The 23,449-nt window shown below is 57.1% G+C and carries 20 protein-coding genes, 2 pseudogenes and 1 riboswitch; of the genes and pseudogenes, 5 read left to right on the top strand and 17 right to left on the bottom strand.

Annotation, left to right across the window (positions count from 1 at the left end; all coding sequences use genetic code 11):
• A pseudogene (locus tag BN4575_RS14450) lies at positions 1-609 on the bottom strand (IS630 family transposase); the annotation flags it as partial.
• 42 nt (positions 610-651) lie between these two features.
• Here BN4575_RS14450 and BN4575_RS21285 point away from each other — a divergent pair.
• Positions 652-1,005, top strand: a pseudogene (locus tag BN4575_RS21285) (H-NS family nucleoid-associated regulatory protein).
• A 244-nt stretch (positions 1,006-1,249) separates the two neighbouring features.
• Here the strand turns inward: BN4575_RS21285 and BN4575_RS21280 are convergent.
• The 5 genes from BN4575_RS21280 to alaE all read right to left on the bottom strand — a co-directional run bounded on the left by BN4575_RS21280 (position 1,250) and on the right by alaE (position 3,853).
• Positions 1,250-2,110 carry a cysteine desulfurase family protein gene (locus BN4575_RS21280; RefSeq protein WP_256028975.1) on the bottom strand — a complete coding sequence of 287 codons (861 nt, stop codon included), beginning with the start codon at positions 2,108-2,110 and terminating at the stop codon, positions 1,250-1,252.
• Between the two features lie 11 nt (positions 2,111-2,121).
• Positions 2,122-2,388: an aminotransferase class V-fold PLP-dependent enzyme gene (locus BN4575_RS14440; RefSeq protein ID WP_083221050.1), complete on the bottom strand. Its 267-nt coding sequence runs from the start codon at positions 2,386-2,388 to the stop codon at positions 2,122-2,124.
• A gap of 6 nt (positions 2,389-2,394) precedes the next feature.
• Positions 2,395-2,772: a hypothetical protein gene (locus BN4575_RS21815; RefSeq protein ID WP_141689810.1), complete on the bottom strand. Its 378-nt coding sequence runs from the start codon at positions 2,770-2,772 to the stop codon at positions 2,395-2,397.
• 284 nt (positions 2,773-3,056) lie between these two features.
• A complete protein-coding gene (locus tag BN4575_RS14435) occupies positions 3,057-3,380 on the bottom strand; it encodes a hypothetical protein (protein ID WP_068978698.1) in 324 nt (107 codons plus the stop codon).
• Between the two features lie 17 nt (positions 3,381-3,397).
• Positions 3,398-3,853, bottom strand: a complete 456-nt coding sequence (alaE, locus tag BN4575_RS22625; protein WP_083221049.1) for an L-alanine exporter AlaE — start codon at positions 3,851-3,853, stop codon at positions 3,398-3,400.
• A 336-nt stretch (positions 3,854-4,189) separates the two neighbouring features.
• On the opposite strand from alaE, the gene BN4575_RS14430 reads away from it, so the two are divergent.
• Both BN4575_RS14430 and BN4575_RS21810 read left to right on the top strand, forming a co-directional pair.
• Positions 4,190-5,107, top strand: a complete 918-nt coding sequence (locus tag BN4575_RS14430; RefSeq protein WP_068978697.1) for an IS5 family transposase — start codon at positions 4,190-4,192, stop codon at positions 5,105-5,107.
• 319 nt (positions 5,108-5,426) lie between these two features.
• Positions 5,427-5,921 carry a hypothetical protein gene (locus BN4575_RS21810; RefSeq protein ID WP_176716437.1) on the top strand — a complete coding sequence of 165 codons (495 nt, stop codon included), beginning with the start codon at positions 5,427-5,429 and terminating at the stop codon, positions 5,919-5,921.
• A gap of 242 nt (positions 5,922-6,163) precedes the next feature.
• Here the strand turns inward: BN4575_RS21810 and thiH are convergent, their stop codons facing one another.
• The 9 genes from thiH to BN4575_RS14385 form a co-directional block, all read right to left on the bottom strand.
• Entirely contained in the window at positions 6,164-7,393 is a 1,230-nt protein-coding gene (gene thiH, locus BN4575_RS14425) for a 2-iminoacetate synthase ThiH (protein WP_083221048.1), read from the bottom strand.
• Positions 7,394-7,425: 32 nt separating this feature from the next.
• Positions 7,426-8,193 carry a thiazole synthase gene (locus tag BN4575_RS14420; RefSeq protein WP_068978696.1) on the bottom strand — a complete coding sequence of 256 codons (768 nt, stop codon included), beginning with the start codon at positions 8,191-8,193 and terminating at the stop codon, positions 7,426-7,428.
• An 85-nt stretch (positions 8,194-8,278) separates the two neighbouring features.
• On the bottom strand, positions 8,279-8,485 hold the full coding sequence (gene thiS, locus BN4575_RS14415) for a sulfur carrier protein ThiS (RefSeq protein WP_068978695.1): 207 nt from the start codon (positions 8,483-8,485) through the stop codon (positions 8,279-8,281).
• Complete coding sequence (locus BN4575_RS14410; RefSeq protein WP_068978694.1) at positions 8,482-9,258, bottom strand: HesA/MoeB/ThiF family protein; 777 nt, start codon at positions 9,256-9,258, stop codon at positions 8,482-8,484. The genes thiS and BN4575_RS14410 overlap by 4 nt, the downstream gene beginning before the upstream one ends.
• 62 nt (positions 9,259-9,320) lie before the next feature.
• A complete protein-coding gene (gene thiE / locus BN4575_RS14405) occupies positions 9,321-10,949 on the bottom strand; it encodes a thiamine phosphate synthase (protein WP_068978693.1) in 1,629 nt (542 codons plus the stop codon).
• Positions 10,946-12,976 carry a phosphomethylpyrimidine synthase ThiC gene (gene thiC / locus BN4575_RS14400; RefSeq protein ID WP_068978692.1) on the bottom strand — a complete coding sequence of 677 codons (2,031 nt, stop codon included), beginning with the start codon at positions 12,974-12,976 and terminating at the stop codon, positions 10,946-10,948. The genes thiE and thiC overlap by 4 nt, the downstream gene beginning before the upstream one ends.
• 290 nt (positions 12,977-13,266) lie before the next feature.
• A riboswitch (TPP riboswitch) is annotated at positions 13,267-13,380 on the bottom strand.
• A gap of 294 nt (positions 13,381-13,674) precedes the next feature.
• Positions 13,675-15,135: an aerolysin AerA gene (aerA, locus tag BN4575_RS14395; RefSeq protein ID WP_176716439.1), complete on the bottom strand. Its 1,461-nt coding sequence runs from the start codon at positions 15,133-15,135 to the stop codon at positions 13,675-13,677.
• 260 nt (positions 15,136-15,395) lie between these two features.
• The gene (locus BN4575_RS14390; RefSeq protein WP_068978690.1) at positions 15,396-15,881 is read right to left on the bottom strand and encodes a hypothetical protein; all 486 of its coding nucleotides are present in this window, start codon (positions 15,879-15,881) and stop codon (positions 15,396-15,398) included.
• 87 nt (positions 15,882-15,968) lie between these two features.
• On the bottom strand, positions 15,969-16,391 hold the full coding sequence (locus BN4575_RS14385) for a hypothetical protein (protein WP_068978689.1): 423 nt from the start codon (positions 16,389-16,391) through the stop codon (positions 15,969-15,971).
• An 88-nt stretch (positions 16,392-16,479) separates the two neighbouring features.
• Here BN4575_RS14385 and BN4575_RS14380 point away from each other — a divergent pair, with 88 nt between their 5' ends.
• A complete protein-coding gene (locus BN4575_RS14380) occupies positions 16,480-17,148 on the top strand; it encodes a response regulator transcription factor (RefSeq protein WP_068978688.1) in 669 nt (222 codons plus the stop codon).
• On the top strand, positions 17,145-18,389 hold the full coding sequence (locus BN4575_RS14375; protein WP_068978687.1) for a sensor histidine kinase: 1,245 nt from the start codon (positions 17,145-17,147) through the stop codon (positions 18,387-18,389). Before BN4575_RS14380 ends, BN4575_RS14375 begins: the two co-directional genes overlap by 4 nt.
• 95 nt (positions 18,390-18,484) lie before the next feature.
• Here BN4575_RS14375 and rimK read toward each other — a convergent pair whose 3' ends face one another.
• Both rimK and metH read right to left on the bottom strand, forming a co-directional pair.
• Positions 18,485-19,381, bottom strand: a complete 897-nt coding sequence (rimK, locus tag BN4575_RS14370; RefSeq protein WP_042024591.1) for a 30S ribosomal protein S6--L-glutamate ligase — start codon at positions 19,379-19,381, stop codon at positions 18,485-18,487.
• Positions 19,382-19,620: 239 nt separating this feature from the next.
• A complete protein-coding gene (gene metH, locus BN4575_RS14365; RefSeq protein WP_068978686.1) occupies positions 19,621-23,337 on the bottom strand; it encodes a methionine synthase in 3,717 nt (1,238 codons plus the stop codon).
• Positions 23,338-23,449: the final 112 nt, after the last annotated feature.

The following is a 23,449-nucleotide window of genomic DNA, read 5'->3' as shown; positions in this document are numbered from 1 at the left end:
ACAACCCGCTTTTGCTGCGCTCTGAACATCCAGTCGGCCCCTAATTTGGGATTGAGGTCTATATCGACTTCATCCTCATAAAACACCGGATTATCGGCATCACAGCGGGCCAGCGCAGCGTCGATATCCGCCATTTTCTCCTGATAGGCCGGGTCTTTTATCCGCAAGGTTGGCACGGGCCTTCGCCAGACAATGCCCATACGAGGTAACCATCGGCGGAGCGTGGAGGCTGCCATATTGAGGCCTGTTAACCGATTGATTTTGATAGCCAATAGTTCGGTACACCAGCGGCTGCGCTGATAACCAAAATCTTGCGGAGAAAACTGCATGAGCAGCACCAGTAAGGTGACAATCTTGGCGACAGGTAAGACCGGGGAACGGCCAGCCGGTAAGGCTTCTAGAGCCCCCACACCTTCATCCCGATACCACTGAAGCCAACGACCGATGGTCGAGCGCGCCGGTAAGGTGATGAACATCAGTGATCGTGCGTCCTTCATGTAACAGCAAGATGGCCATCAAGCGACGAGCATGTCCTTTATCACGGGTGGCATGGATGATTTTGTGAATGCGGCGCCGTTGTGGTCGTGGCAGGGGTGGTAGGGTAGGCATCAACTCAGTCCTTTGGGTGTGGCTTGTTTTGTTTGGCGACTAATGAGATCGCACAAACTGGACTGAGTTCCCTTCCTCCAGTGATCTACTATTCGGAACAGCTATTTAGAGCGTTTAGAGCAGGCAGAAAAAGAGCAAACAGCCAATGCTGAGCATCAGCAAAAGCTGGCTGAGTTCCAAGCGATGTTGGCTCAAGCTGGCATTGACCCGACTGAGTTGGTAGGCAGTGCCCCAGCAGCAGCGACTGCGGCAAAAGCGAAACGAGCACCGCGTCCCCCGAAATACCGTTATGTTGAAAATGGCGTAGAGAAAACCTGGACCGGTCAGGGCCGTACCCCCAAGTTCCTGGCTGAGCAACTCGAGCAAGGTCGTCAGCTGGATGACTTCCTCATCTAAATAGACAAGGCCATGCCCTCACGGTGTGGCCTTTCCTATTGAATAGGTGAGAGACTCGGACACTCGGCGGTATCTATGTGCCCCGTGTTGGTATTGCTCAATATGACCCGCTTAAACCGCGTGCTCTATCATGAGGTGTGCCAAACTGACCGCGCTGAGTGGGGGCGTCCATCACATCACTACAAATGCACACTAAAGGTAGCGTAAATAAGACACCAGTTTGAGGCTGGTGCCGGGTAGATAACTAGATTTGTGCATTTGTAGCTACATGGTACTCAATCATGTGCGTACAGAACGTTTTTACTTCATCTAGAGTGTTGTTAGGTGAAAATGACAGTCTTATAGTGGAGTTTATGGTCTTACGATCAAGTTTCATGGCACTCAATACTCTAGACGGTTTTGCGGATGTACTACTACATGCAGAACCTCTTGAAATACATATTCCTTTATTCGCTAGATAGTTTGCTAATTGGCTCGCATCTTGGCCAGGAAACGCAAGTGACAGTATATAGTCAGAAGTTGGGGCGTTTAGTGTGTTCACTTGATAACTAATACCAGCTTCTTCAAGCCCATTAAGAAGATTTTTTTTTAAAATTTGCACATGATCCTGATAAATAATACATTTCTGAGCGTGTTCTTTTATAGCTCTTGATAACGACTCTATGCCGTACAGATTTTCAGTTCCTGGTCGTAAACCACTTTCTTGACCACCACCAAAAAATAAAGGATCGACCATTACCATTTCATTTAAATATAATAGTCCGATTCCTTTTGTCGCTCCTATTTTGTGGCCTGAAGCAAAAAAACAGTCGATATTATCCAGGTCAAGCTTTGTATTTACTTTAGTCAGGTATTGCACTGTATCGCACATTGTGACTATGCCATGATCGATGTCTTTGATACATTTAAAAGCAGCATTGATTGGTTGGATTATACCTGTCTCATTATTAACGCCCATTATACATACTAAGGCTGTTTTGCAACTAACCAAGCTTTTTAGATCGTGAAGGTTAATTATGCCAGCATTATCAACACTTAATACATGAACTAAAAATCCTTGTTTCTTCATTTCATGTACAGTATTGAAAACAGCTGGATGTTCCACTGCGGAAACTATTATTTCATCACGTGTTGATTCAGTTTTTTCAAGAAGCGACAATATCCTTGTATTGCTATATTTGCCGACTCGGTTGCACCTGAAGTGAAATAGTAGCTTCCTGCATCTCCGCCAAAAATGTCAGCAAGTAGTTTCCTAGCATTATGGATAATTTGATTGCTATCATGACCGGCTTTATGATTGCTTGATGGGTTGCCATAGTTAGGGATAAAATCCACTGCACTTGTGAATGGAATTGCTGATGCTGCGTTATCAAAATATATCATATTAAGTTACATCACTACCATGTCATTAGAAGAAATATTATTGGAAATTTTTGAAATGAATGCTTCATATTCACAACCACAACGTCTTATTTCATTTTCACGTATGATTGATATTTCTAAACTTCCACTCTTTGAAATAATAATTTCAACGCAGTTTCTTGAAAATTCATCAGAAAGAATATTCGATGCTATAACGCCGCGGATTATTTTCTCACCAATGAAATCATCATCGCCGCGTGCATAAATCGCAATATGATCAACATTATTATCAAAGTGGCTAAGCAATCCACTGTATGTTGCAGGGCATAAAACTTTCCCGCCAGATTCATATAGGTTGATAATGGGGTTTTTTTTAAGTCTAATAAGTGGAATACTATTTAACACGCTATCTTTAACTTTGTATTCTTCGCCTTTCCATCAATCGCCCTGATAATATTGATCTTCAGTTTCAGTATTGGTCAAAAATGGAGTGGATAAAGAAAATAGTTCTTTATCACCAGAAGTCAAAAATACAGCATTATATTTTTTATAAAAATGCTTGCTATTATCTGGGTTTTCAGATGATTTTATAATGTTTGAGCGGACTCTACGTATTACTTTTTTAAATTTCTCATTGCCCTTAGATTGTAAATTTATAATCACATCATCTACAGTTAAACCATTATCCTTTAGTTTTTTTTGTACTCTTCTGGTAAATATGGGCTCTTAATACCATCGTTTAAGTTATTAATAATTGAGATTCTCTCTTGGTTTCCTCCAGCGATACCTGCCAAGTCGGATAAACAAATACTTAGCATGGCATTGTGACCACTTTCTCTCAGAGATATTAACAATTCAATCCCTAGCATTAGAGTATTAATTTCATGATGGCTAGGTTCTCCAAATCTTCCGAATGAATAACCATTCTCTTTGGAGAAAATAGCGATATGGCCACAATCAACGATAACCATTTCCTTGAGATCAACACTAGAGACAATAGTTTTTACATCCATTCCTATTCACCTTTACTTTAATTTTTGTTTATTTTAAAAACGTTCCTTCTGAGGAAGGAACGATAAATTCCGTATGGTCGCCCGACGATGCCAGATATTAAAAAAAATATAAAAACACTTCTAATCATTTGCTCAGAAGATGCACCACTTATCGACAAATTAATTAGATACAATGGCATTTCAAATGATAAATAAGCAAATGTATCAACTAAATAAGGAAATACTCCTTTGTTCTGGTCTGTTAAACTACACTTCTTGAATATCCAATCACGCCAAAGGCCGAAAGGCCTTGCTGTTGTGGTAATTATAAATAAACCTATGAGTCTAGCATGCAGATGAGTTTCCAAACTCATCTGTGCAAAACCTAGTTCTATAGGTATTGATATGAAATAGCAAAAGGTGTTGAGTGCAAATACATCCGCGACGAAATTAACACATCTTTGTTTTTTATTTGATGAGAGAACTGCTTCCATAACACATAAACTTCCTAAATGATGGCAAGGGAAAAATATATTTTATTATTTAATGTGAGTCAATGTAAAATATTACAGTGGATTTATTTTAAATGGTTTTGCAGAGAGTTAGGTTGCGTTCTTGTATGATGCTGCCTCTATCAGAATCCCAATAAATTAGTGAATTATCGAATTAAATTTCTAGCTGACATAGTTTTAGGGAATAGATGGCAAAAATAAGCGTTGTTAATGGGATGGTCGCCCCTACCGGCGTTGTTTCCCAAATCGATGCCGCCTGAATGGAACTAACTGAGGACTCGGTGATCTGATCACCACCACCCTCTTCAAGTCTGCATCATGGGCACGTCGCTTCACCCCATCACCAACTGGCCTAAATACAACAAGTCTTTGATTAACCGTGGTTCACTCACCTTCTGGGTTGATGCCGAGGCCATGAGCAACTGGTTTCACCACGACCATCATGGGCGGCGGGGCCGCAGCCAGCTTTACACTGACCAGACCATCTGTACCTTCCTGATGCTCAAGGGGATTTTTAACCTCACTCTGCGGGCCACCCAGGGACTACTCGACTCCCTGTTCGAGTTGATGAACGTACCGCTTTGTGCCCCCGATTACAGCTGTGTCAGCAAGCGAGCACGCACGGTGACGGTGGCTTATCGACAGCCCTCTAAGGGGCGCATCACTGACTTGGTTATCGATTCGACGGGCCTGAAGGTATTTGGTGAAGGCGAGTGGAAGGTCAGAAAACACGGCGCCGAGAAGCGGCGAGTCTGGCGCAAGTTGCATCTGGCTGTGGACCCGGCCACTCACGATATCGTGGCAGCGGAAGTGTCGTTGGAAAATGTCCATGATGCCGAGGTGCTGCCGACCTTGCTCAACCCACTGCGGCGCAATCTGGGACGTGTTTATGCGGATGGCGCCTATGACAGCAAAGCCAGCCATCAGCTTATCTCACGCAAAGGGGCGACAGCCTGTATCCCGCCTCGCAAGAACGCGGGGTTATGGAAAAAGGGGCACCCAAGAAATGACGCTGTGCTGGTGATGCGTAAGGAAGGGCTGGCGCACTGGAAGAAGATGTCGGGATATCACCGGCGCTCGCTGGCAGAGACGGCGATGTATCGGTTCAAGCAGTTGCTGGCGGGGAAAATCAGTCTGCGTAACTACAATGGCCAAGTGGGAGAAGTCATGGCGTATGTCAGTGCCATAAACAAACTGAATACCCTTGGTCTACCTGTCAGAAAGTCCCGAGTGTAGCGGTCACCTGGGGCTGGGGAAGCCATGACTTGCTGCCTGATTTGGGCAACAATGCCATAGGCATCAACTCAGTCCTTTGGGTGTGGCTTGTTTTGTTTGGCGACTAATGAGATCGCACAAACTGGACTGAGTTCCCTTCCTCCGGTGATCTACTATTCGGAACAGCTATTTAGTCCCTATAAGTTTATATATTTTTAAATTTGGAATCGGCTTATGGAATGATACATCAAAATGGGCTGGACTGGGGAGTTTCTTCGGTGGTGTGTTAGGCCCAATGCTGTCCTTCTTTTCAGTCATACTGTTATTGGCGACCGTTTACTTGACAGACCAATCATTAAATAAAAGCAAAGAGAGTTTAGAACAGCAAGTGCTATCTTCAACAAAGCAAGATTTTGACTCAATATTTTTCAACCAACTAAAAATGTTACTCTCCCATATAAGGTCTGCACATTTTGAGTTAGAAGGAAGCAATACGAGTGTAGACACAGCTTTAGCTGAGAATTTTAAAAAACTAGTTCAACAAGGAACTAAATTCGACTCATCTGTTTATTTACCACATTTAAGCCAAGCTATCGAATCTTTTGATCAATTAGTTGTTTTACTGGAGAGTCACTCCCCCATAAACATCGATAAAAAAACATATAGAAATATAGTAAAATCAAATTTGGGTGTTCATTTTCGTTGGTTTGTGGGCGAAACGTGGACCCAGCTACATCCTGATGAAATTGAGCACATAAATTTCCTAGCAGAACATTATGGAGCCATAAAGTTAACAACAACAGCGAAAAACAAAATTTTTGACACAAAATTCTAAGAGTTTCAACAGAACTGAATCTATCGAAATTCCTTTAATTTTCTGGTGGAAATATAGTGCCGTAGTTATTTCCACTATTTGAGCACAAAGCATCCCGTATGTTGGGCTTCGCTACGCTCAGCGCCAACCTACCACAGATGTAGGTTGCGGCTGAGCTTGCGAAGCCCAACGTTTACCGCGAATAGCTATTGTGTTCCGGCATCACTCTCTCCGATCTGCGTATGGCAAAGAGAAATCACCCTCTATCTCCCCAAAAACGGTTCCCAATCTTTGAACACCGGCTGCAACCCCGCCTGCCGCACGGCGGCGGCCACTTCCCCCACCGGGCGATCGTCGTGGATGGCGAACTGCTCCAGCTCCTCTGCATCCCCCTCGGCATAGCCACCCGGCTGGGTGCGCGACTCGGCCGACATCTGGGTGATGCCAAGGCGCACCGCGCCGTTGCGAAAGGTGGCCGACTCGCGGGTGGAGAGCGACAAGTCCAGCGTCGGTGAGAAGAGGCGCCAGGCGCAGATTAGCTGGGCCAGCTGGCGATCTGACATGATGACGGAAGGCTCCAGCCCACCGGTGCAGGGGCGCAGGCGCGGGAAGGAGAGTGAATAGCGGCTCTGCCAGTGGTAGCGTTCAAGCCAGCTCAGATGCTCGGCGACAAAGTAGCTGTCGGCGCGCCAATCCGATGAGAGGCCGATCAGCGCCCCCAACCCGATTTTGTCGATCCCGGCACGGCCCAGCCGATCGGGCGTCGCGAGGCGCCATGCGATGTCCCGCTTGTTGCCGCGCAGGTGGTGGCGGGCGTAGGTGGGGGCGTGGTAGGTCTCCTGATAGACCATAACGGCGTCGAGGCCGAGGCTCTTCAGCTCGGCATATTCGGCCTGCGAGAGGGGCTGCACTTCCATCCCTACCGTGCTGAAGTGGCGGCGGATGATGGGCATCACCTCGCGAAAATAGGCGAGCCCCACCTTGTGCTCGTGCTCGCCGGTCACCAGCAGCACGCTGTCGAAACCGCGCGCCTTGATGGCCAGACACTCGCGATCTATCTCCTCTGTATTCAAGGTTTTGCGCTTGAGGCGGTTACTCATGGAGAAGCCGCAGTAGGTGCAGTCGTTGGCGCAGAGGTTCGACAGATAGAGCGGCACATAGAAGCCGATGGTGTTGCCAAAGCGCTGGCGGGTCAGCCGCTCGGCCTCGGCTGCCATCTGCGGTAGATAGGCCTCGGCAGCTGGCGAGATCAGCGCCATAAAATCGGCCAGGGTACGGCGGGGTGAACCCAGCGCCCGCGCTACATCGGCGGCGCTCTTGGCGCGGATCTGCATGCCGATATCGTCCCACTCCAGCTCCTGCCAGCGGTCGAGGAAGGAGGGGGCGGCATCCTGCGACTCCAGATCCCTCACCCCCGTAGCCCTCACCCCCAGCCCCTCTCCCAGAGGGCGAGGGGGGCGAACACTTGACTGATCATCTGGTACGGAGCCCATAGCCGAAGCATCTATCTCCTCTAAACCCTGGTTCATAACGCCCCCAGAAAATCGGTGAGCGGGCTGGAGGCTTGCGCCTGCAGGGCGCGGGCGCCGAGACCAGCTTGATAGGCGCTGCGCCCGGCCTCACAGGCGAGTGCGAAGGCGCGGCCCATGGCGATCGGGTCGCCGCTCACGGCGATGGCGGTGTTGACCAGCACGGCGTCGGCGCCCAGTTCAAAGGCAGCGGCCGCATGGCTCGGTGCACCTATGCCCGCGTCCACTACCACGGGCACATTGGCCTGCTCGACGATGATGGAGAGAAACTCCCGGGTCACCAGCCCCTGATTGGAGCCGATGGGGGCGCCGAGCGGCATCACGGCGGCGCAGCCCACCTCTTCCAGCCGTTTGCAAAGCACGGGGTCGGCCCCGCAGTAGGGCAGCACCACAAAACCCTCTTTCACCAGCTGCTCGGCGGCTTTGAGTGTCTCGATTGGGTCTGGCAGCAGATAGCGAGGATCGGGGTGGATCTCCAGCTTCAACCAGTTCGTCCCCAGCGCCTCGCGGGCGAGGTGGGCGGCAAATACCGCCTCGGCGGCGGTCTTGGCGCCGGAGGTGTTGGGCAACAGCTTGACCCCGAGTTTCAGCAAGGGGCTCAGGATATCGTCGTGGGCCTTGCCCGGTTCGAGCCGCTTGATGGCCATGGTGACCAGTTGGGAGCCGCTCGCCTCGATGGCGGCGGCCATCAGATCCGGGCGGGCAAACTTGCCGGTGCCGGTAAAGAGGCGCGATGAGAAGGTGTGATCGGCAATTGTCAGCATGTCAGCCTCCTGCCACTGCGATAAGAAGAGATGAGGCCCCGCCGCAAGGCAGAACGCTCGAAAATGGGACTGCGAGCATCATGGATTAGCCTCCCGCAATGGCGGTGAAGAGGTGGAGTTCGTCCCCGTCATTGAGACGGGTCTCGGCCCAGCGGCCACGGGGCAGCACGGCACCGTTAAGGGCTACCGCCACCCCTTGGGGATTGACCCCTTGCGCCGCCAGCAGGTCGGCGACACTCTGCCCTGCCGCCAGCGGCTGATCTTTATCGTTGAGTCGAATGGTGAGGATCATGGGGTGATCTCCTTATCGTGTGTCGGGCATCGGCGCTGCCCGCAAACCGGGCAATCGGGATCGGGGGCCAGAGTGAGGGTCTGCCACTGATGGGTCAGGGCATCGAAGCGGCGCAATGTGCCGGCGACCGGGCTTGGCATCCCGAGCAGCAGTTTCAGTGCCTCCAGCGCCTGCAAAGAGCCCATCACCCCGACCAGCGGGCCGGTGACGCCGCTGGTCTCGCAGCTCTGGACGAGCTTTGTATCCAGCGGATAGAGGCAGGCGTAGCAGGCGTGATCCATACCTGTGCGCGCCATCAGCTGCCCTTGCCAACCCACTGCGGCGGCGGAGATCCATGGCTTGCCCTGCCCTACACAGGCGGCGTTGATGGCTTGCCGAGTGGCGAGGTTGTCGCAGCAGTCGATCACCAGATCTACCTCGACCACAAACTCCGGCAGGCTGGCGGCATCGAGCCGCTGATTAATGGCAATCAGCTCCACCAGCGGGTTGTGGGCGGCCAAACGCTCGCGGGCCAGCTCCGCCTTGGAGTGGTTGACCGCCTCGCTATCGAACAGGATCTGGCGCGGCAGATTGCTGGAATCCACCGTATCGCCATCGGCCAGCCACAAGGTGCCCACCCCGGCCCCCGCCAGATAGAGGGCAAGCGGCGAGCCAAGCCCGCCGAGGCCGACGATCAGCACGGATTTATCCTTGAGCCGCACCTGCCCTTCCTCCCCCACTTCCGCCAGCATCAGCTGGCGGCCGTATCTCAGGTATTCAGCATCAGCTAACATCAGTGCCTCCCCATCCGGCCAGCGAGGTAAGCTGGCGGGCTGAATCGTGCAAATACTCCGTATCAGAGAGCATGCTCCACCTCCCTTATGGCAATGACCGAGCGCGGCTCATCCCCCGCCCCCACGGCGGCGAGCAGCCGCTCGGTCGCCCCCTGCCAATCGCTACTTCCGGTAATGGCCGAGACCAGCGCGATGCTGCCGACTCCGCTCCCCTTGACTGCCGCCACCCGCTCCTCGCTGATGCCGCCGATGGCCACCGTCGGCCACTCCGCCATCAGGGCACGGTAGCGATGCAGCCGCACCAACCCCTGCGGACGCGAAGGCATCGCCTTGGTATTGGTCGGGAAGATATGGCCGAGCGCGATATAGGAGGGGGCCAGTTCGCGGGCCCGCATCAGCTCGAAGTAGCCGTGGGTGGAGATGCCAAGGCGCAGCCCGGCCCCCTGAATGGCGGCGAGATCCGCCGTCTCCATATCCTCCTGCCCCAGATGCACGCCCCAGGCGCCCGCCTCGATGGCCTGCTGCCAGTAGTCGTTGATAAAGAGCCGCGCCCCATGACGGCGACCGAGCGCTACCGCATCACGAATGGCTGGCGCCACCTCTGCGGCGGGCAGATTCTTGATCCGCAGCTGGATGGTTTTGACCCCCAGCCCCAGCAGACGGCGTAGCCACTTGACCGAATCCACCACCGGATAAAGACCCAGATGCTGTTCGGTTGCGGTAAAGGGGCCATCAGGCAGGCGGGCGCTGCTTGTCTCATACAATCCGAAGCGGAGATCGAGCATTGAGCCCGCCAACACGGCACGGGGGAAGTGGGCAAGATCTGCAGGCCAGCCGAGATGGGCGATGGGGCCCGGGCCTGCGCCCACCCCCTGCGCCGCCGCCAACCCCTGTTGCAGGTAGGCGCGTGCCAGGGTGATGGCATCCTCCACCGGATAATCCTGCGCCACCACGGCAGCGATGGCGCTGGCGTAGCAGCAACCGGTGCCGTGGCCGTGGCGGGTATCGAGGCGCGGCGCCGCCAGCCAGAACTCGCGGGTCTCGTCCTGGTAGTAGTCGAGGCAGAGATCGCCGCTCCAGCCCAGATGGCCGCCCTTGACCAGCACGGCGCGGGCGCCGAGTTCACGCAGCCGCGCGGCACCCGCCCGCACCAGCGCGGGGCTGGTCGCCGGGATGCCAGTCAGGGCTTCCAGCTCGGGGCCGTTGGGGGTGATAAGCGACAGACGCGGCAGCAGTTGCTCGCGCACCGCCGTCAGCATATTGGGCTCCGCCATCGGAGTGCCGGTGCTGGCGATAGCCACCGGGTCGTAGACCACAAAGGGGGCATCGATGTTCGCCAGTCGGCGGGCCAGCACCTCCACATGGAGCCGGGTCGGCAGCAGACCGATCTTGATGGCGGCAGGCGGCAGATCGACACCGAGGGCGTCGATCTGGGCGGTGAAGGTCTGCATCAGCACAGGGTCGACCATCTTCACCGCCACCGAGTTCTGGGCTGTGATAGCGGTGATGACCGAGCAGCCGTGCACGCCCAGGTCGTGCAGGGTGTGCAAGTCGGCCTGAATACCGGCGCCGCCGCCGGAGTCAGAACCGGCGATGGTCCAGACTCTCATTTTGAGATCACAACCCAAGGGTCGCGAGTCGGTCACGGGCGACAGGTCGGCGGGGCTGACAGCCTCGCTTGCGCTGCTCACGCCTCCTCCCCTGCGGCCTGTTTCAGCGCCGCCGCCTGATGGTAGATCTCGCCGCCGGTCTCCTTGAAGGTTTCAGCCATGCGGGCCATGCCGCTCTCCACCTGAGCCACCACCTGCTCCTGCTGGCCATCCATACCGACCATCTTGATCGCGACCGATTCGAGTTTGGCCGCATTCAGTTTGGCGGTGTAGTCACGCACATCCTGAGTGATCTTCATGGAGCAGAACTTGGGCCCGCACATGGAGCAGAAGTGGGCCACCTTGCCGGACTCCTGCGGCAGGGTCTCGTCGTGGTAGGCGCGGGCGGTATCGGGGTCGAGGGCCAGATTGAACTGATCCTCCCAGCGGAACTCGAAGCGCGCCTTGGACATGGCGTTGTCGCGGATCTGGGCGCCCGGGTGACCCTTGGCCAGATCGGCTGCGTGGGCGGCAATCTTGTAGGTAATCAGCCCCTGCTTCACATCCTCCTTGTTGGGCAGCCCCAGATGCTCCTTAGGGGTGACGTAGCAGAGCATGGCGCAGCCGTACCAGCCGATGAGCGCCGCACCGATACCGGAGGTGAAGTGATCGTAACCCGGCGCGATATCGGTGGTGAGCGGGCCAAGAGTGTAGAAAGGCGCCTCGTGGCAATGCTCCAGCTGCTCGGTCATGTTGCGTTCGATCATGTGCATCGGCACATGACCCGGCCCCTCGATCATCACCTGTACGTCGTACTCCCAGGCGATTTTGGTCAGCTCGCCCAGAGTGCGCAGCTCGGCGAACTGGGCCTCGTCGTTGGCGTCATAGACGGAGCCGGGGCGCAGGCCATCGCCCAGCGACAGCGCCACGTCATAGGCGGCGCAGATCTCGCAGATTTCGCGGAAGTGCTGGTAGAGGAAGTTCTCCTTGTGGTGCGACAGGCACCATTTGGCCATGATGCTGCCGCCGCGCGACACGATGCCGGTGAGGCGCTTGGCGGTCATGGGCACGAAGCGCAGCAAGACGCCAGCGTGGATGGTGAAGTAGTCCACCCCCTGCTCGGCCTGCTCCAGCAGGGTATCGCGGAACAGCTCCCAGGTGAGCTCTTCGGCGATGCCGTTGGTCTTCTCCAGTGCCTGATAGATGGGCACGGTACCGATGGGTACCGGGCTGTTGCGCAGGATCCACTCGCGGGTCTCGTGGATGTAGCGGCCGGTGGAGAGATCCATCACGGTGTCGGCGCCCCAGCGGGTCGACCAGACCAGCTTCTCCACCTCCTCTTCGATGCTGGAGCTGACCGCCGAGTTGCCGATGTTGGCGTTGATCTTCACCAGAAAATTGCGGCCGATGATCATCGGCTCCGCTTCCGGGTGGTTGATGTTGCTGGGGATGATGGCGCGACCGGCGGCCACCTCATCGCGCACGAATTCGGGGGTGATATTTTCCGGCAGGCGGGCACCGAAACCCTGCCCCGGATGCTGGGTGCGCAAGAGCGCTGAGCGCACCCGCTCGCGCCCCATGTTCTCGCGAATGGCGATAAATTCCATCTCGGGAGTGACGATGCCCGCGCGGGCGTAGTGCAGCTGGGTGACCCGGCGACCCGGCTTGGCGCGGCGCGGCTTATGTTGCAAAGAGTTCAGGTGATCGAAGCGCAGGTGATCCAGCCCCTCGTCGGCCAGCCGCTCCTGAGTGAAGGTGGAGCTGAGCCCCGGCAGGGCGTCGGTGTCATCGCGCTCCAGCACCCAGTTTTCCCGCAGGCGTGGCAGACCGCGGCGCACGTCGATGGCGACCCCCTCCTCCCCGTAACGGCCAGAAGTGTCATAGACCGGGATCGGTTCGTTGGGCTCGAACTGGGGAGCCTCCTTATCGCCACTGACAGGGCCGCCGACGAAGGTGTCGGCCAGCTGGATCTCCCGCAGCGGGACACGAATATCGGGGCGGGAGCCTTCGATAAAGATGCGGCGGGAGTTGGGGTGAGCCATCCCCTTGAGGCTGTCGATAAAGGCCTGGGCGCTGGAGCGCTGCTCGCGGCGGCTGGATTTGGCGGTATCAGATACAGAAGTAGACATAGCAAAACTCACATTAACTGGTTGAAGTTATGGGTGTTTGCTTGTCTGGAGTTCGAGGAGAAGATGAACTTGCGGCGGGGTGTTGATATCAGGAGGGAGTGCGCGCGGGATGGATCTCCGCTCTGCTGTTCTGCCACTCCCCGCTCTCCACACGCTGTGGGCAAGGCGCCCCACGTGCTGGACAACCGGATGGGACAGGCCCCCTCCTCTGCGCCCTGACCCATCTCGGGTGATCCCTTCGATGAGCGGGGGCTCTGCTCTCTGTAGCGTGACGCCCCCGGCGCGGTAACCCGCAAGTTACCCTTGTTTCCCTTCGCAGGTTTTAACCTGATCAGGTTCCACGGATCCCGAATTAACGGTCTCAGCTTCGCGTCGTTCGACGGTCAGCACTCCGACAAGATGGCGCCAGTATAAGGGGGAAAATGTAAAGCACAAGCCGTTAACAATCTGGCCAACACTCCTCTTTCAACGAATGAGTGAACCATTTTCAACAGATGAGTGAACAATACCTCGCTCACGGGACCACCCCGGGCAGAGGTCAAACCTGCGTTAGCGACACCTTGGCAAGCCATAGGTTCCCGCCGTGATCATTCAGGGGGAAGAGGACAAAAAGAGGGGAAATCGAGGGGCACAGGGCAAGAACAACCTCTTGCGCAGAACAAGAACAGGCCCCCATGAAAGGAGGCCTGCGAGGGAGATTATCGCACCGGAGCTATGGTCAGGCTGACATCGCCAAAGCCTTCATTGGCAAGGGTCTCTTTGTCCAGATCCACACCGGTGAGCGCCACCTCGTCGGCAGAATCGCTACTCAGCAAGGCCTTCGCGGAGCGGGTCTGTGGCTGACCGATTTCGATATCGCCAGCAAACTGGCTCTCGGCGTAGAAGTCGCCGGTAACGCTGGAGCGGGTCGGACGCAGCACTCGTCCCAGGTTGTTTTGCATGGTCGACAGGCCGTATTGGCTGATGGCCCAGTTCCAGTCCCACCACTTCACCTCACCCGGGATATAACGCTTGTCCCACTGGTAGCGGATGCTGCTCGCCTTGTCACGGAAGGGCCCAACGGCAAAGGTATGCTCCCAGGTGGGGCGATTCTCCGGATGGGTATACCAGGCATTGCCGCCCCAGCGCAGGAAGCCCTTCATGGTCAGGTCATAATTGACCTCGGCCTTGAACTCGTAGGGGTAGGATATGTTGGACTTGTAGAGCGCAACCCGTACCGGCAGGCTGGAGTGGGGCGGCACTGTGGGGCGCGCTTCAACCGAGACGGTCTCAGTGGTTGATCCCCCTTTCTGGGAGGCCCAGCTCTGGCTCGCAGCGATCTCGATGGCCAGTTCGGTTTCACCCACTAGCGGCCACTGAAACTTGTTCTTGGTGGTCACCTTCTCGCTTAGGCTGTAGGTGTCGGTCTTCGACCAGTTGGTGGCCTTGTCGTACTTCAGGGTCACCACCACCTGCTGGGGCAGGTCGGTGTAGTTGGTCGCATTGGCGTTAATGGTCTTGATCAGCTGCTTGTCACTCTCTGTCACCTGGCCGTGGCTAAAGCTGTCGGACTCCAGGGTGTATGAGAAGTTGCTCACCTTGATGGAGCTCTTTTCCCCACAACGATATCCCGAACAGCCGCCGTCATTATTTCCTTTTATCAGCCAACCATCACCGAGCCGGGTGACATCCATATCTTCCCCGACATAGGAACTATGATTCCCCCCCACCCAGGCGTAGCCCAAATAATTAGCAAGATAACTGACCGGCTTGATAAAATAATCATTATCATGAACCAGCCGCCATTGCACATCGACTTCATCCCCCGCCGGAATATTCCAGTCAGAGAGTGTCGGTATTTCTCCGGAAATCGGTGAATTGGGATAGCACCAGGTTTCTCCGGCAGTGCCCTGTTTGATTTCGCCATTATATCCCGGCCCCATGATCACCCAGCGATCAGCCAGCCCGGTGATCTGCCACTGCCCCATGCGGCTGACCAGATTACCCTTGATACTCATGGCTTCGTCGCGGGTCAGAGGACGGTAACCACTGGCACAGACGCCCGTCCCAAGACCCGCCCACTTGACCTGATCAGGGTAGACAGGTTCAGCCGCCTGCACCTGAGCGAGCATCAATGAAGATGCCAAAAACGCCAGATTGGCGGTAATTATTCTATTCATCATTTATCCCTCTTTCAGACATACGATATTTGTTATTGTGTAGAAATATCCTTCTTCATTTGACAGGAATGAACTCCGACAAAACCTGACACAAATAAAATAAACCACCAAAAAACATCCATGACAAACAAAATAATGGTGATACAAGAAAATAATTAGAGTGATGACTTTATTGAGGAATAAATCATAAATATTGTGGCAGACATTATTTAATGCCTACCACAATATGGTGAACCTTTATTAAATAAGAAGATGCTGAATTACTCTTCCGGATTGATCACTTCAATTCCCAGCAATATTCCATCCACCGAACGGATCAATACCAGCTCGCTCCCTTCGTGCAGATCGGCGGCCGAGCCGTTGACCCAGCGCACCTGCGGGTTGAGTGGCACAGTGCCCAGGGTGGCCAGCGTGAGCTGCCGGTCATCGAAGGATTGCAGGAGATCTTGCGCCCGCTGCCAGGGCTGATTGGCCAGCGCGGCTCTGGCGGCCAGCAGCTCAATCCGGGTGGCAACGCCGTCGGCCACCAGCAGGGCGAGGCGGTCGCCCGGTTTAAGCGGCTGATCCCAAACCACTCCCTGCCGCCAGACGGCAGCACTGCCCTGCTCCACCTCGGCCCCCTGAAATTGCAGGCGGATGCCATCGCTGTGCTCCAGCTCCACCAGCCACAATTCGTCGGCTCCCGCCTGCGCCGCCCAGAGCGGCACTCCCAGCATCCATGCACACCATTTTCTCGCTTGTTCCATCCTGGTTCGTCCCTGAACAAAAAAGCCCATGCTGGACAAGCATGGGCTTCATTCGGTGTCATTGCGAATTCGTCAGGGCAGATCGGATCAGTCATCCTCGCGGCAGCGGCTCAGGCGCATGCCGTCAAACTTGCACTCCAGCTCGAGCCAGCGCCCTTCAAACGGGGCCAGACTATTGTCCGAGGTGGTGTAGCCCCAGATCCGCCCACGTTCGACCGGCCCTTCCAGATCCATCTCGCCCTTGTCATCTTCGTCGAGCGCCTCGACCTTGCGCACATAGCGCACGCCATTTTCCACCACCCCCTTCATCTCGACCCAGGTGCCACCGAGATCATCCTCGTTGAGCCAATCCTTGAAGCGGGTCTGATCGTCGATCACGAACGGCATGCCGTTGACCATCAGCTGGCCAAGCTGCCAGGTGGTGCGGCCGATCAGCTTGAATTCGGTCGCCTGTGCGGTGCCAAGTGGCAACAAAATCAGCAACAGGAGGGCGCAGAGAGACTTCTTCATCAGGGATCCTCGGGGTTACACTGGCACACAGGATGCCGTATCCGGTGTGAAAAGAGCGTGAAGCGCTCGCCAACCAGGAGAGCAAAGCATGAAGATTTTGGTAGTGGAAGACAATCCTCAGGTGGCGGAAACCATCATGGATTATCTGGAGCTGGCCGGTCACCGCCTCGATTGTGCCTATCACGGTCAGGCGGCGCTGCAACTGCTGGAGGAGCAGCGTTTCGACGTCATCATCATGGATGTGATGATGCCGCGCCTCGATGGCCTCAGCACGGTGGCCCGCCTGCGTGAGCAGGGGATCCCGACCCCGGTGCTGTTTCTCACCGCCCGCGACAGCCTGGAAGACAAGCTGGCAGGCTTCAAGGCGGGAGGGGATGACTATCTGGTCAAGCCATTCGCCATGGAGGAGCTGGAGGTGCGGCTGCAAGCCCTCAGTCTGCGCGGCCCGCGCGGCGATGTGGGGGCCATCAGCTTCGGCGATCTGACGGTCGATGTCGCCAGCGGTCGCGCCACCCGCGCCGGTGAGCCCCTCAAGCTCGGCAAGATCCCGTTCCAGATCCTCGCCCTGCTGGCCCGCCGCGCTCCCGCCATCGTCAGCCGTCAGGAGGTACTCGACACCGTCTGGGGGGATGAGGAGCCCGACTCCGATGCCCTGCGCAGCCACATCTACGCCCTGCGCAACGCGCTGGACAAGCCCTTCCCCACCCCCATGCTCGAGACCCTGCACGGTCAGGGCTACCGACTGGTGGGCGCATGAGCCTGCCGAGCCTGCGCCGCCGCCTGATCATGGCGCTCGGCGGCGCCGGGGTGGTGCTGCTGATCCTGCTCTCCGGCCTGATGCTGGTGGCCGAAGACAAGATGGAGGAGCTGAGCCTGCGCCACTGGCTGGAAGCCGAAGTGACCCGCTACAGCGATGACTGGCTGCGACTCGGCCCGGCGGCGGCCGCTCCGAGCCCCAGACAGTTCTCCAGCTACTGGACCGAGGCGGGCCGCCTGCCGAGGTGGCTGAAGCCCTACCAGACCCCCGGCTTTTTCGAGCACCAGCTGGGCAAGGAGGACAAACACTTTCTGGTGGCCCGTCACCCTTCCGGCGAGGGACTGCTCTATCTGGTGTTCAACGACGACGCCGATGACTACCTCGACCCTTATGAAGACAAGCTGCATCTGGCGACCCGGCTGATTGGGCTGGCGCTGCTGCTCAGCTCGCTGGGCTTTGGCATCTGGCTGGTGCGCCATATCACCGGGCCGCTGCAACGGCTGCAACACAGGGTCGCCCACCTCACCCCGGATCAGGCGGATTTCGAGCCCGACGCCCCCTGGCAGGAGCTGCGGGATATCGAGCTGGCGTTGCTGGCCGGCAAGCAGGAGGTGAGCGCGGTGTTCGCCCGCGAGCAGGAGTTCAGCCGCTTCGCCAGCCACGAACTGCGCACCCCCAACATGGTGATCCAGGGCTCGGCCGCCCTGCTCGGCAAGGTGACGGATCTGCCCGCGCCAGCCGCCCGCGCCACCCTGCGCATCCGCGCCGCCGCCGACGAGATGGCGCTGCTCACCGAGACCTTCCTGCTGCTGGGTCGCAAGGAGGCGGTGGAGCGGCCGCTGCAACAGGTCACCCCGCTGATCCGTCAGGAGCTGGCTCGCCTCGCCCCGCTGCTGCAGCGGGAGGCGCTCGATATCAGGCTCACCCTGGATGAGAGCAGCGCAGTAAACGCCCCCCTCTCGCTGCTCGCCATCGCCCTCGGCAACCTGCTGAAAAATGCCCTGAGCTATGCCGATGGACATATCGAGATCGAGCTGTGCGGCCCGGTGCTGACCATCAGCAACCCGACGGCGGCGGCACCGGATCAGATCCTCGGCTACGGCTGCGGCCTCACCATCATCCAGCGCATCTGCGAGAAGCTGGGCTGGCAGATAGAGACCAGGCTGGAGGACGGAATTTTCAGCGCCCGGCTGGCGATGATCACTGCCGAACAGTTCCCTCTCCCTTTGGGGGAGGGTTAGGGTGAGGGCGCGGTGTTACCGCGAGCCAACCAGCCAGATAGAAACAAGGCGCCCGAGGGCGCCCTGTTGTTATCTGACGGCTGCAAGCGCTAGGCTCACTCCGCCGGTTTGTTCTTGCGGCTCGCCTTGAGTTCGAGGAACTCGATGATCTTGCCAGCCACATCCTTGCCGGAGGCGGCTTCCACCCCTTGCAGACCGGGGGAGGAGTTCACCTCCAGCACCAGCGGGCCGCGGGCGCTGCGCAGGATATCCACCCCTGCCACATCCAGCCCCATGATCTTGGCGGCCTGCACAGCGGTAGCCCGCTCTTCCGGGGTGATCTTGATCGCCTCGGCGGTGCCGCCACGGTGCAAGTTGGAGCGAAATTCCCCCGGCTGGGCCTGACGGCGCATGGCGGCAACCACCTTGCCGTTGACCACCAGACAGCGGATGTCGGCGCCATTGGCCTCGCGGATATACTCCTGCACCAGAATGTTGTTGTTGGTCTGGATAAAGGCTTCGATCACGCTCTCGGCGGCTTTCTGGGTCTCGCAGAGCACCACACCGATCCCCTGGGTCCCCTCCAGCAGCTTCACCACCAGCGGCGCCCCGCCCACCATGGTGATGAGGTCGGGCACATCGTGGGTACTGTGGGCATAGCCGGTGATGGGCAGGCCGATACCATGGCGGGAGAGCAGCTGCATGGCCCGCAGCTTGTCGCGGGAGCGACTGATCGCCACCGAGCTGTTGAGGGCCATGGTGTTCATCATCTCGAACTGGCGCAGTACGGCGGTGCCATAAAAAGTGATGCTGGCCCCGATACGGGGGATCACCGCATCATAACTTTCCAGCTCCCCCCCCTCGTAATGGATCGAAGGGTTGTGGGAAGCAATATTCATATAGCAGCGCAGGGTGTCGAGCACCTCGACCTGATGGCCGCGCGCCTGCGCCACCTCGACCAGACGGCGGGTGGAATAGTTTTTCGGCTCACGGGATAAAATGGCAATCTTCATGAAAATTCCGCTAGAAGGCAACGCCTGGGCAGGTTGGGGCGGGAGAGTATAAGGTGCCACAGCGCCAAGACAACGCCAATTGTTTCTCCTGACAACAAGACAAACCACACGAAACAGCGCGCTGCCAAATGAGAGTTACCAACACGGCAAACGGCGGCTCCATGCGGCTCATCAAACCAGTGCAAGGATGCCGCCGTTTGTTGTCAAAGATCAACCTGTGACACCTCGAGAATCGCGATTCAGCTCAGATTAGGCCCCAACCAGCGTTCTGCTTCTGCGAGGGTCATCCCCTTGCGGACAGCGTAATCCTCAACCTGATCCTGCTGGATCTGCGCTACCGCGAAGTATTTGCTCTCGGGGTGAGAGAAGTACCAGCCCGACACCGCCGCCCCCGGCCACATGGCGTAGGACTCGGTGAGTGTCATGCCAATGGCCTGCTCCACCTCCAGCAACTCCCAGATGCTGCCCTTCTCGGTGTGCTCCGGGCAGGCCGGATAACCGGGGGCCGGACGAATGCCCTGATAGTTCTCGCGGATCAGCTCTTCGTTAGAGAGCGCTTCATCGGGGACATAACCCCAATGCTCTTTGCGTACCTGCTGGTGCAGGTACTCGGCAAAGGCCTCTGCCAAACGATCACACACCGCCTGGATCAGAATGGCGTTGTAGTCATCGTGATCCGCCTTGTAGGCATTGGCGATGGCCTCTTCGCCGATACCGCCGGTCACCGCGAAGGCGCCGATCCAGTCCGGCTTGCCGCTCTCTTTCGGCGCCACATAGTCCGCCAGACAGTAGTTGGGGAAGCCCTGCTTCTCGCTCTGCTGACGCAGGTGGTGCAGCACTTTCTTCACTTCACTGCGCGACTCGTCGCTATAGACCTCGATGCTGTCCCCCACGGCGTTGGCCGGGAACAGGCCGATAATACCGGCGCAGCGCACGCTCCCATCCTGCTCCAGCTGATCCAGCATGGCGTTGGCATCGGCAAACAGCTTGGTTGCCTCCTCGCCGATAATCTCGTCCTCGAGGATACGCGGATACTTGCCCGCCAGCTCCCAGCTGAGGAAGAACGGGGTCCAGTCGATATAGGGGCGCAGTACCGAAATGGGCACGTTCTCGAACTTTTGCACCCCAGGCTCGCGGGGCTTGGGCGGCTGGTAACCGACCCAATCCAGCTGCTGGCGGTTGGCACGGGCATGGGCCAGGCTAACCGGCCTGGCTCTGGGTTGCTTGCGGGCATGTTGCTCGCGGGCAATCTCGTACTCCTTGTCGATACGGGCGACAAAGGCGGGCTTGAGCTCGGGGTTGAGCAGGCTTTGGGCCACCCCCACCGCACGAGAGGCGTTGGAGACATAGACCACGGGTTCACTGTAGTTTTGCTCGATCTTGACCGCTGTGTGGGCCTTGGAGGTGGTAGCACCGCCGATCAACAGCGGCAGCTTGAAGCCCTGACGCTCCATCTCCTTGGCCACGTGCACCATCTCATCCAGCGACGGGGTGATCAGGCCCGACAGACCTATGATATCGGCGCCGACCTCCCGCGCCGTCTTGAGGATGGTCTCGCAGGAGACCATGACGCCCAAATCGACGATCTCGTAGTTATTGCACTGCAGCACCACCCCGACGATGTTCTTGCCGATGTCGTGCACATCCCCTTTGACGGTGGCGAGCACTATCTTGCCGTTGCTGTAACTGCCCTGTTTTTCAGCTTCGATATAGGGCTGCAGATAAGCGACTGCCCGCTTCATTACCCGCGCCGATTTGACCACCTGCGGCAGGAACATCTTGCCCGCGCCAAACAGATCACCGACCACGTTCATGCCATCCATCAGCGGCCCTTCGATGACGTGCAGTGGCTTGTCGGCCTCGGCCCGCGCCTGTTCGGTATCCTCTTCGATAAAGTCAGTGATCCCCTTGACCAGCGCATGCTCCAGCCGCTTGCCCACCGGCCAGCTGCGCCACTCCTGATCCCGCGGATCCTCCGCCTGAGCGCCAGCACCGCGATAGGTCTCGGCGATGGCCAGCAGATCCTCGGTGGCGCTGTCACTCAGGTTGAGTACCACCGCCTCGACCTTGGCCTTCAGATCCTTCGGAATGTCTTCATAGATGGCGAGCTGACCGGCGTTGACGATCCCCATGTCCATGCCGTTCTGGATGGCGTGATAGAGGAACACCGCGTGAATGGCTTCGCGCACCGGCTCGTTGCCGCGAAACGAAAACGAGACGTTGGAGACGCCGCCGGAGATCATGGCATGAGGCAGATGGGTCTTGATATCCTTCACCGCCTCGATGAAGTCCACCGCGTAGTTGTTGTGCTCATCGATGCCGGTCGCCACCGCGAAGATGTTGGGGTCGAAGATGATATCTTCCGGCGGGAAACCGACCTGATCCACCAGAATGCGGTAGGCGCGCTGACAGATCTCGAACTTGCGGGCGCGGGTATCCGCCTGCCCTACCTCATCAAACGCCATCACGATCACGGCAGCGCCATAGCGGCGCAGCAGCTTGGCCTGCTGGATGAACTTCTCCTCCCCCTCCTTCATGGAGATGGAGTTGACCACCGGCTTGCCCTGCACGCACTTGAGGCCCGCTTCCAGCACCTCCCATTTGGAGGAGTCGATCATCACCGGCACCCGGGCGATATCCGGCTCACCGGCGATGAGGTTCAAGAAGCGCACCATGGCCGCTTCGGCGTCCAGCATCCCCTCGTCCATGTTGATGTCGATGATCTGGGCGCCGCTCTCTACCTGCTGTTTGGCGACATCCAGCGCCTCGTCGTAGAGCCCCTCCTTGATCAGCCGCTTGAACTTGGCCGAACCGGTAACGTTGGTACGCTCCCCCACGTTCACAAACATGGATTCGGGGGTAATGATCAGCGGCTCCAAGCCCGACAGGCGGCAGGCTACCGGCAGCTCGGGCAGAACGCGCGGCTTGATGCCCGCCACGGCGTCGCTCATGGCGCGGATGTGGGTCGGGGTGGTGCCGCAGCAACCGCCCACCATGTTGAGAAAACCGCTCTGGGCCCACTCGCGGATGTGGGCCGCCATTTCACCCGCATCGAGATCGTACTCGCCAAAGGCGTTGGGCAGACCGGCGTTGGGGTGGGCGCTGACATGGCTTTCGCTGATCCGCGACAGCTCCTCCACATACTGGCGCAGCTCATCGGGTCCCAACGCACAGTTAAGGCCAAACGAAACGGGTTTGACGTGGCGCAGAGAATGATAAAAGGCTTCGGTGGTCTGGCCGGAGAGGGTGCGACCGGAGGCGTCGGTAATGGTGCCGGAGATCATCACCGGCAGGCTGTAGCCCAGCTCCTCGAACACCCCTTCCACCGCGAAGGCGGCCGCCTTGGCGTTGAGGGTATCGAAAATGGTCTCGATCAGAATGATGTCGGCGCCGCCCTCGATCAGGGCGTGGGTCGATTCGGTGTAGGCCGCTACCAGCTGGTCATAGGTGACGTTGCGTTTGCCGGGATCGTTGACGTCCGGCGAGATGGAGCAGGTGCGGTTGGTGGGGCCCAAGACCCCGGCGACGAAACGCGGCCTGGCGGGATCTTTTGCCGTCCACTCGTCTGCCACGGCGCGGGCCAGCCGGGCGGCTTCACGGTTGATCTCGGCCGAAAACTCCTCCATCTCGTAATCGGCCATGGCGATGCGAGTGGCGTTGAAGGTGTTGGTCTCGAGGATGTCGGCGCCGGCGGCGCAATACTGATCGTGGATCTCGCGGATCACCGCAGGGCGGGTCAGCACCAGCAGATCGTTGTTGCCCTTGATGTCGGTATGCCAGTCGGAAAACCGCTCACCGCGATAATCCGCCTCTCCCAGCTTGTAACCCTGGATCATGGTGCCCATGGCACCGTCGATGATCAGGATCCGTTCCTTGAGACAGAATTCCAGTTTCTTTGTAATGTCCGATTTTATGCTCGGCTTCCTGTTCGCCACGACTCGCTCCTCTACATCCATGCAACTGCGTAACAAGCATCCTAACAGCAAACAAAAAAAATGGAAATCTAGCCGTCTATCAGTCCAAACACACCAAGATATACTCATTTATAGGTAATGAGTAACATAGGGC

This window comes from Aeromonas sp. EERV15, from assembly GCF_900079845.1.
GTDB classification, from domain to species: Bacteria; Pseudomonadota; Gammaproteobacteria; order Enterobacterales; family Aeromonadaceae; genus Aeromonas; species Aeromonas sobria.
This window is presented reverse-complemented; position numbering and strand designations above follow the sequence as displayed.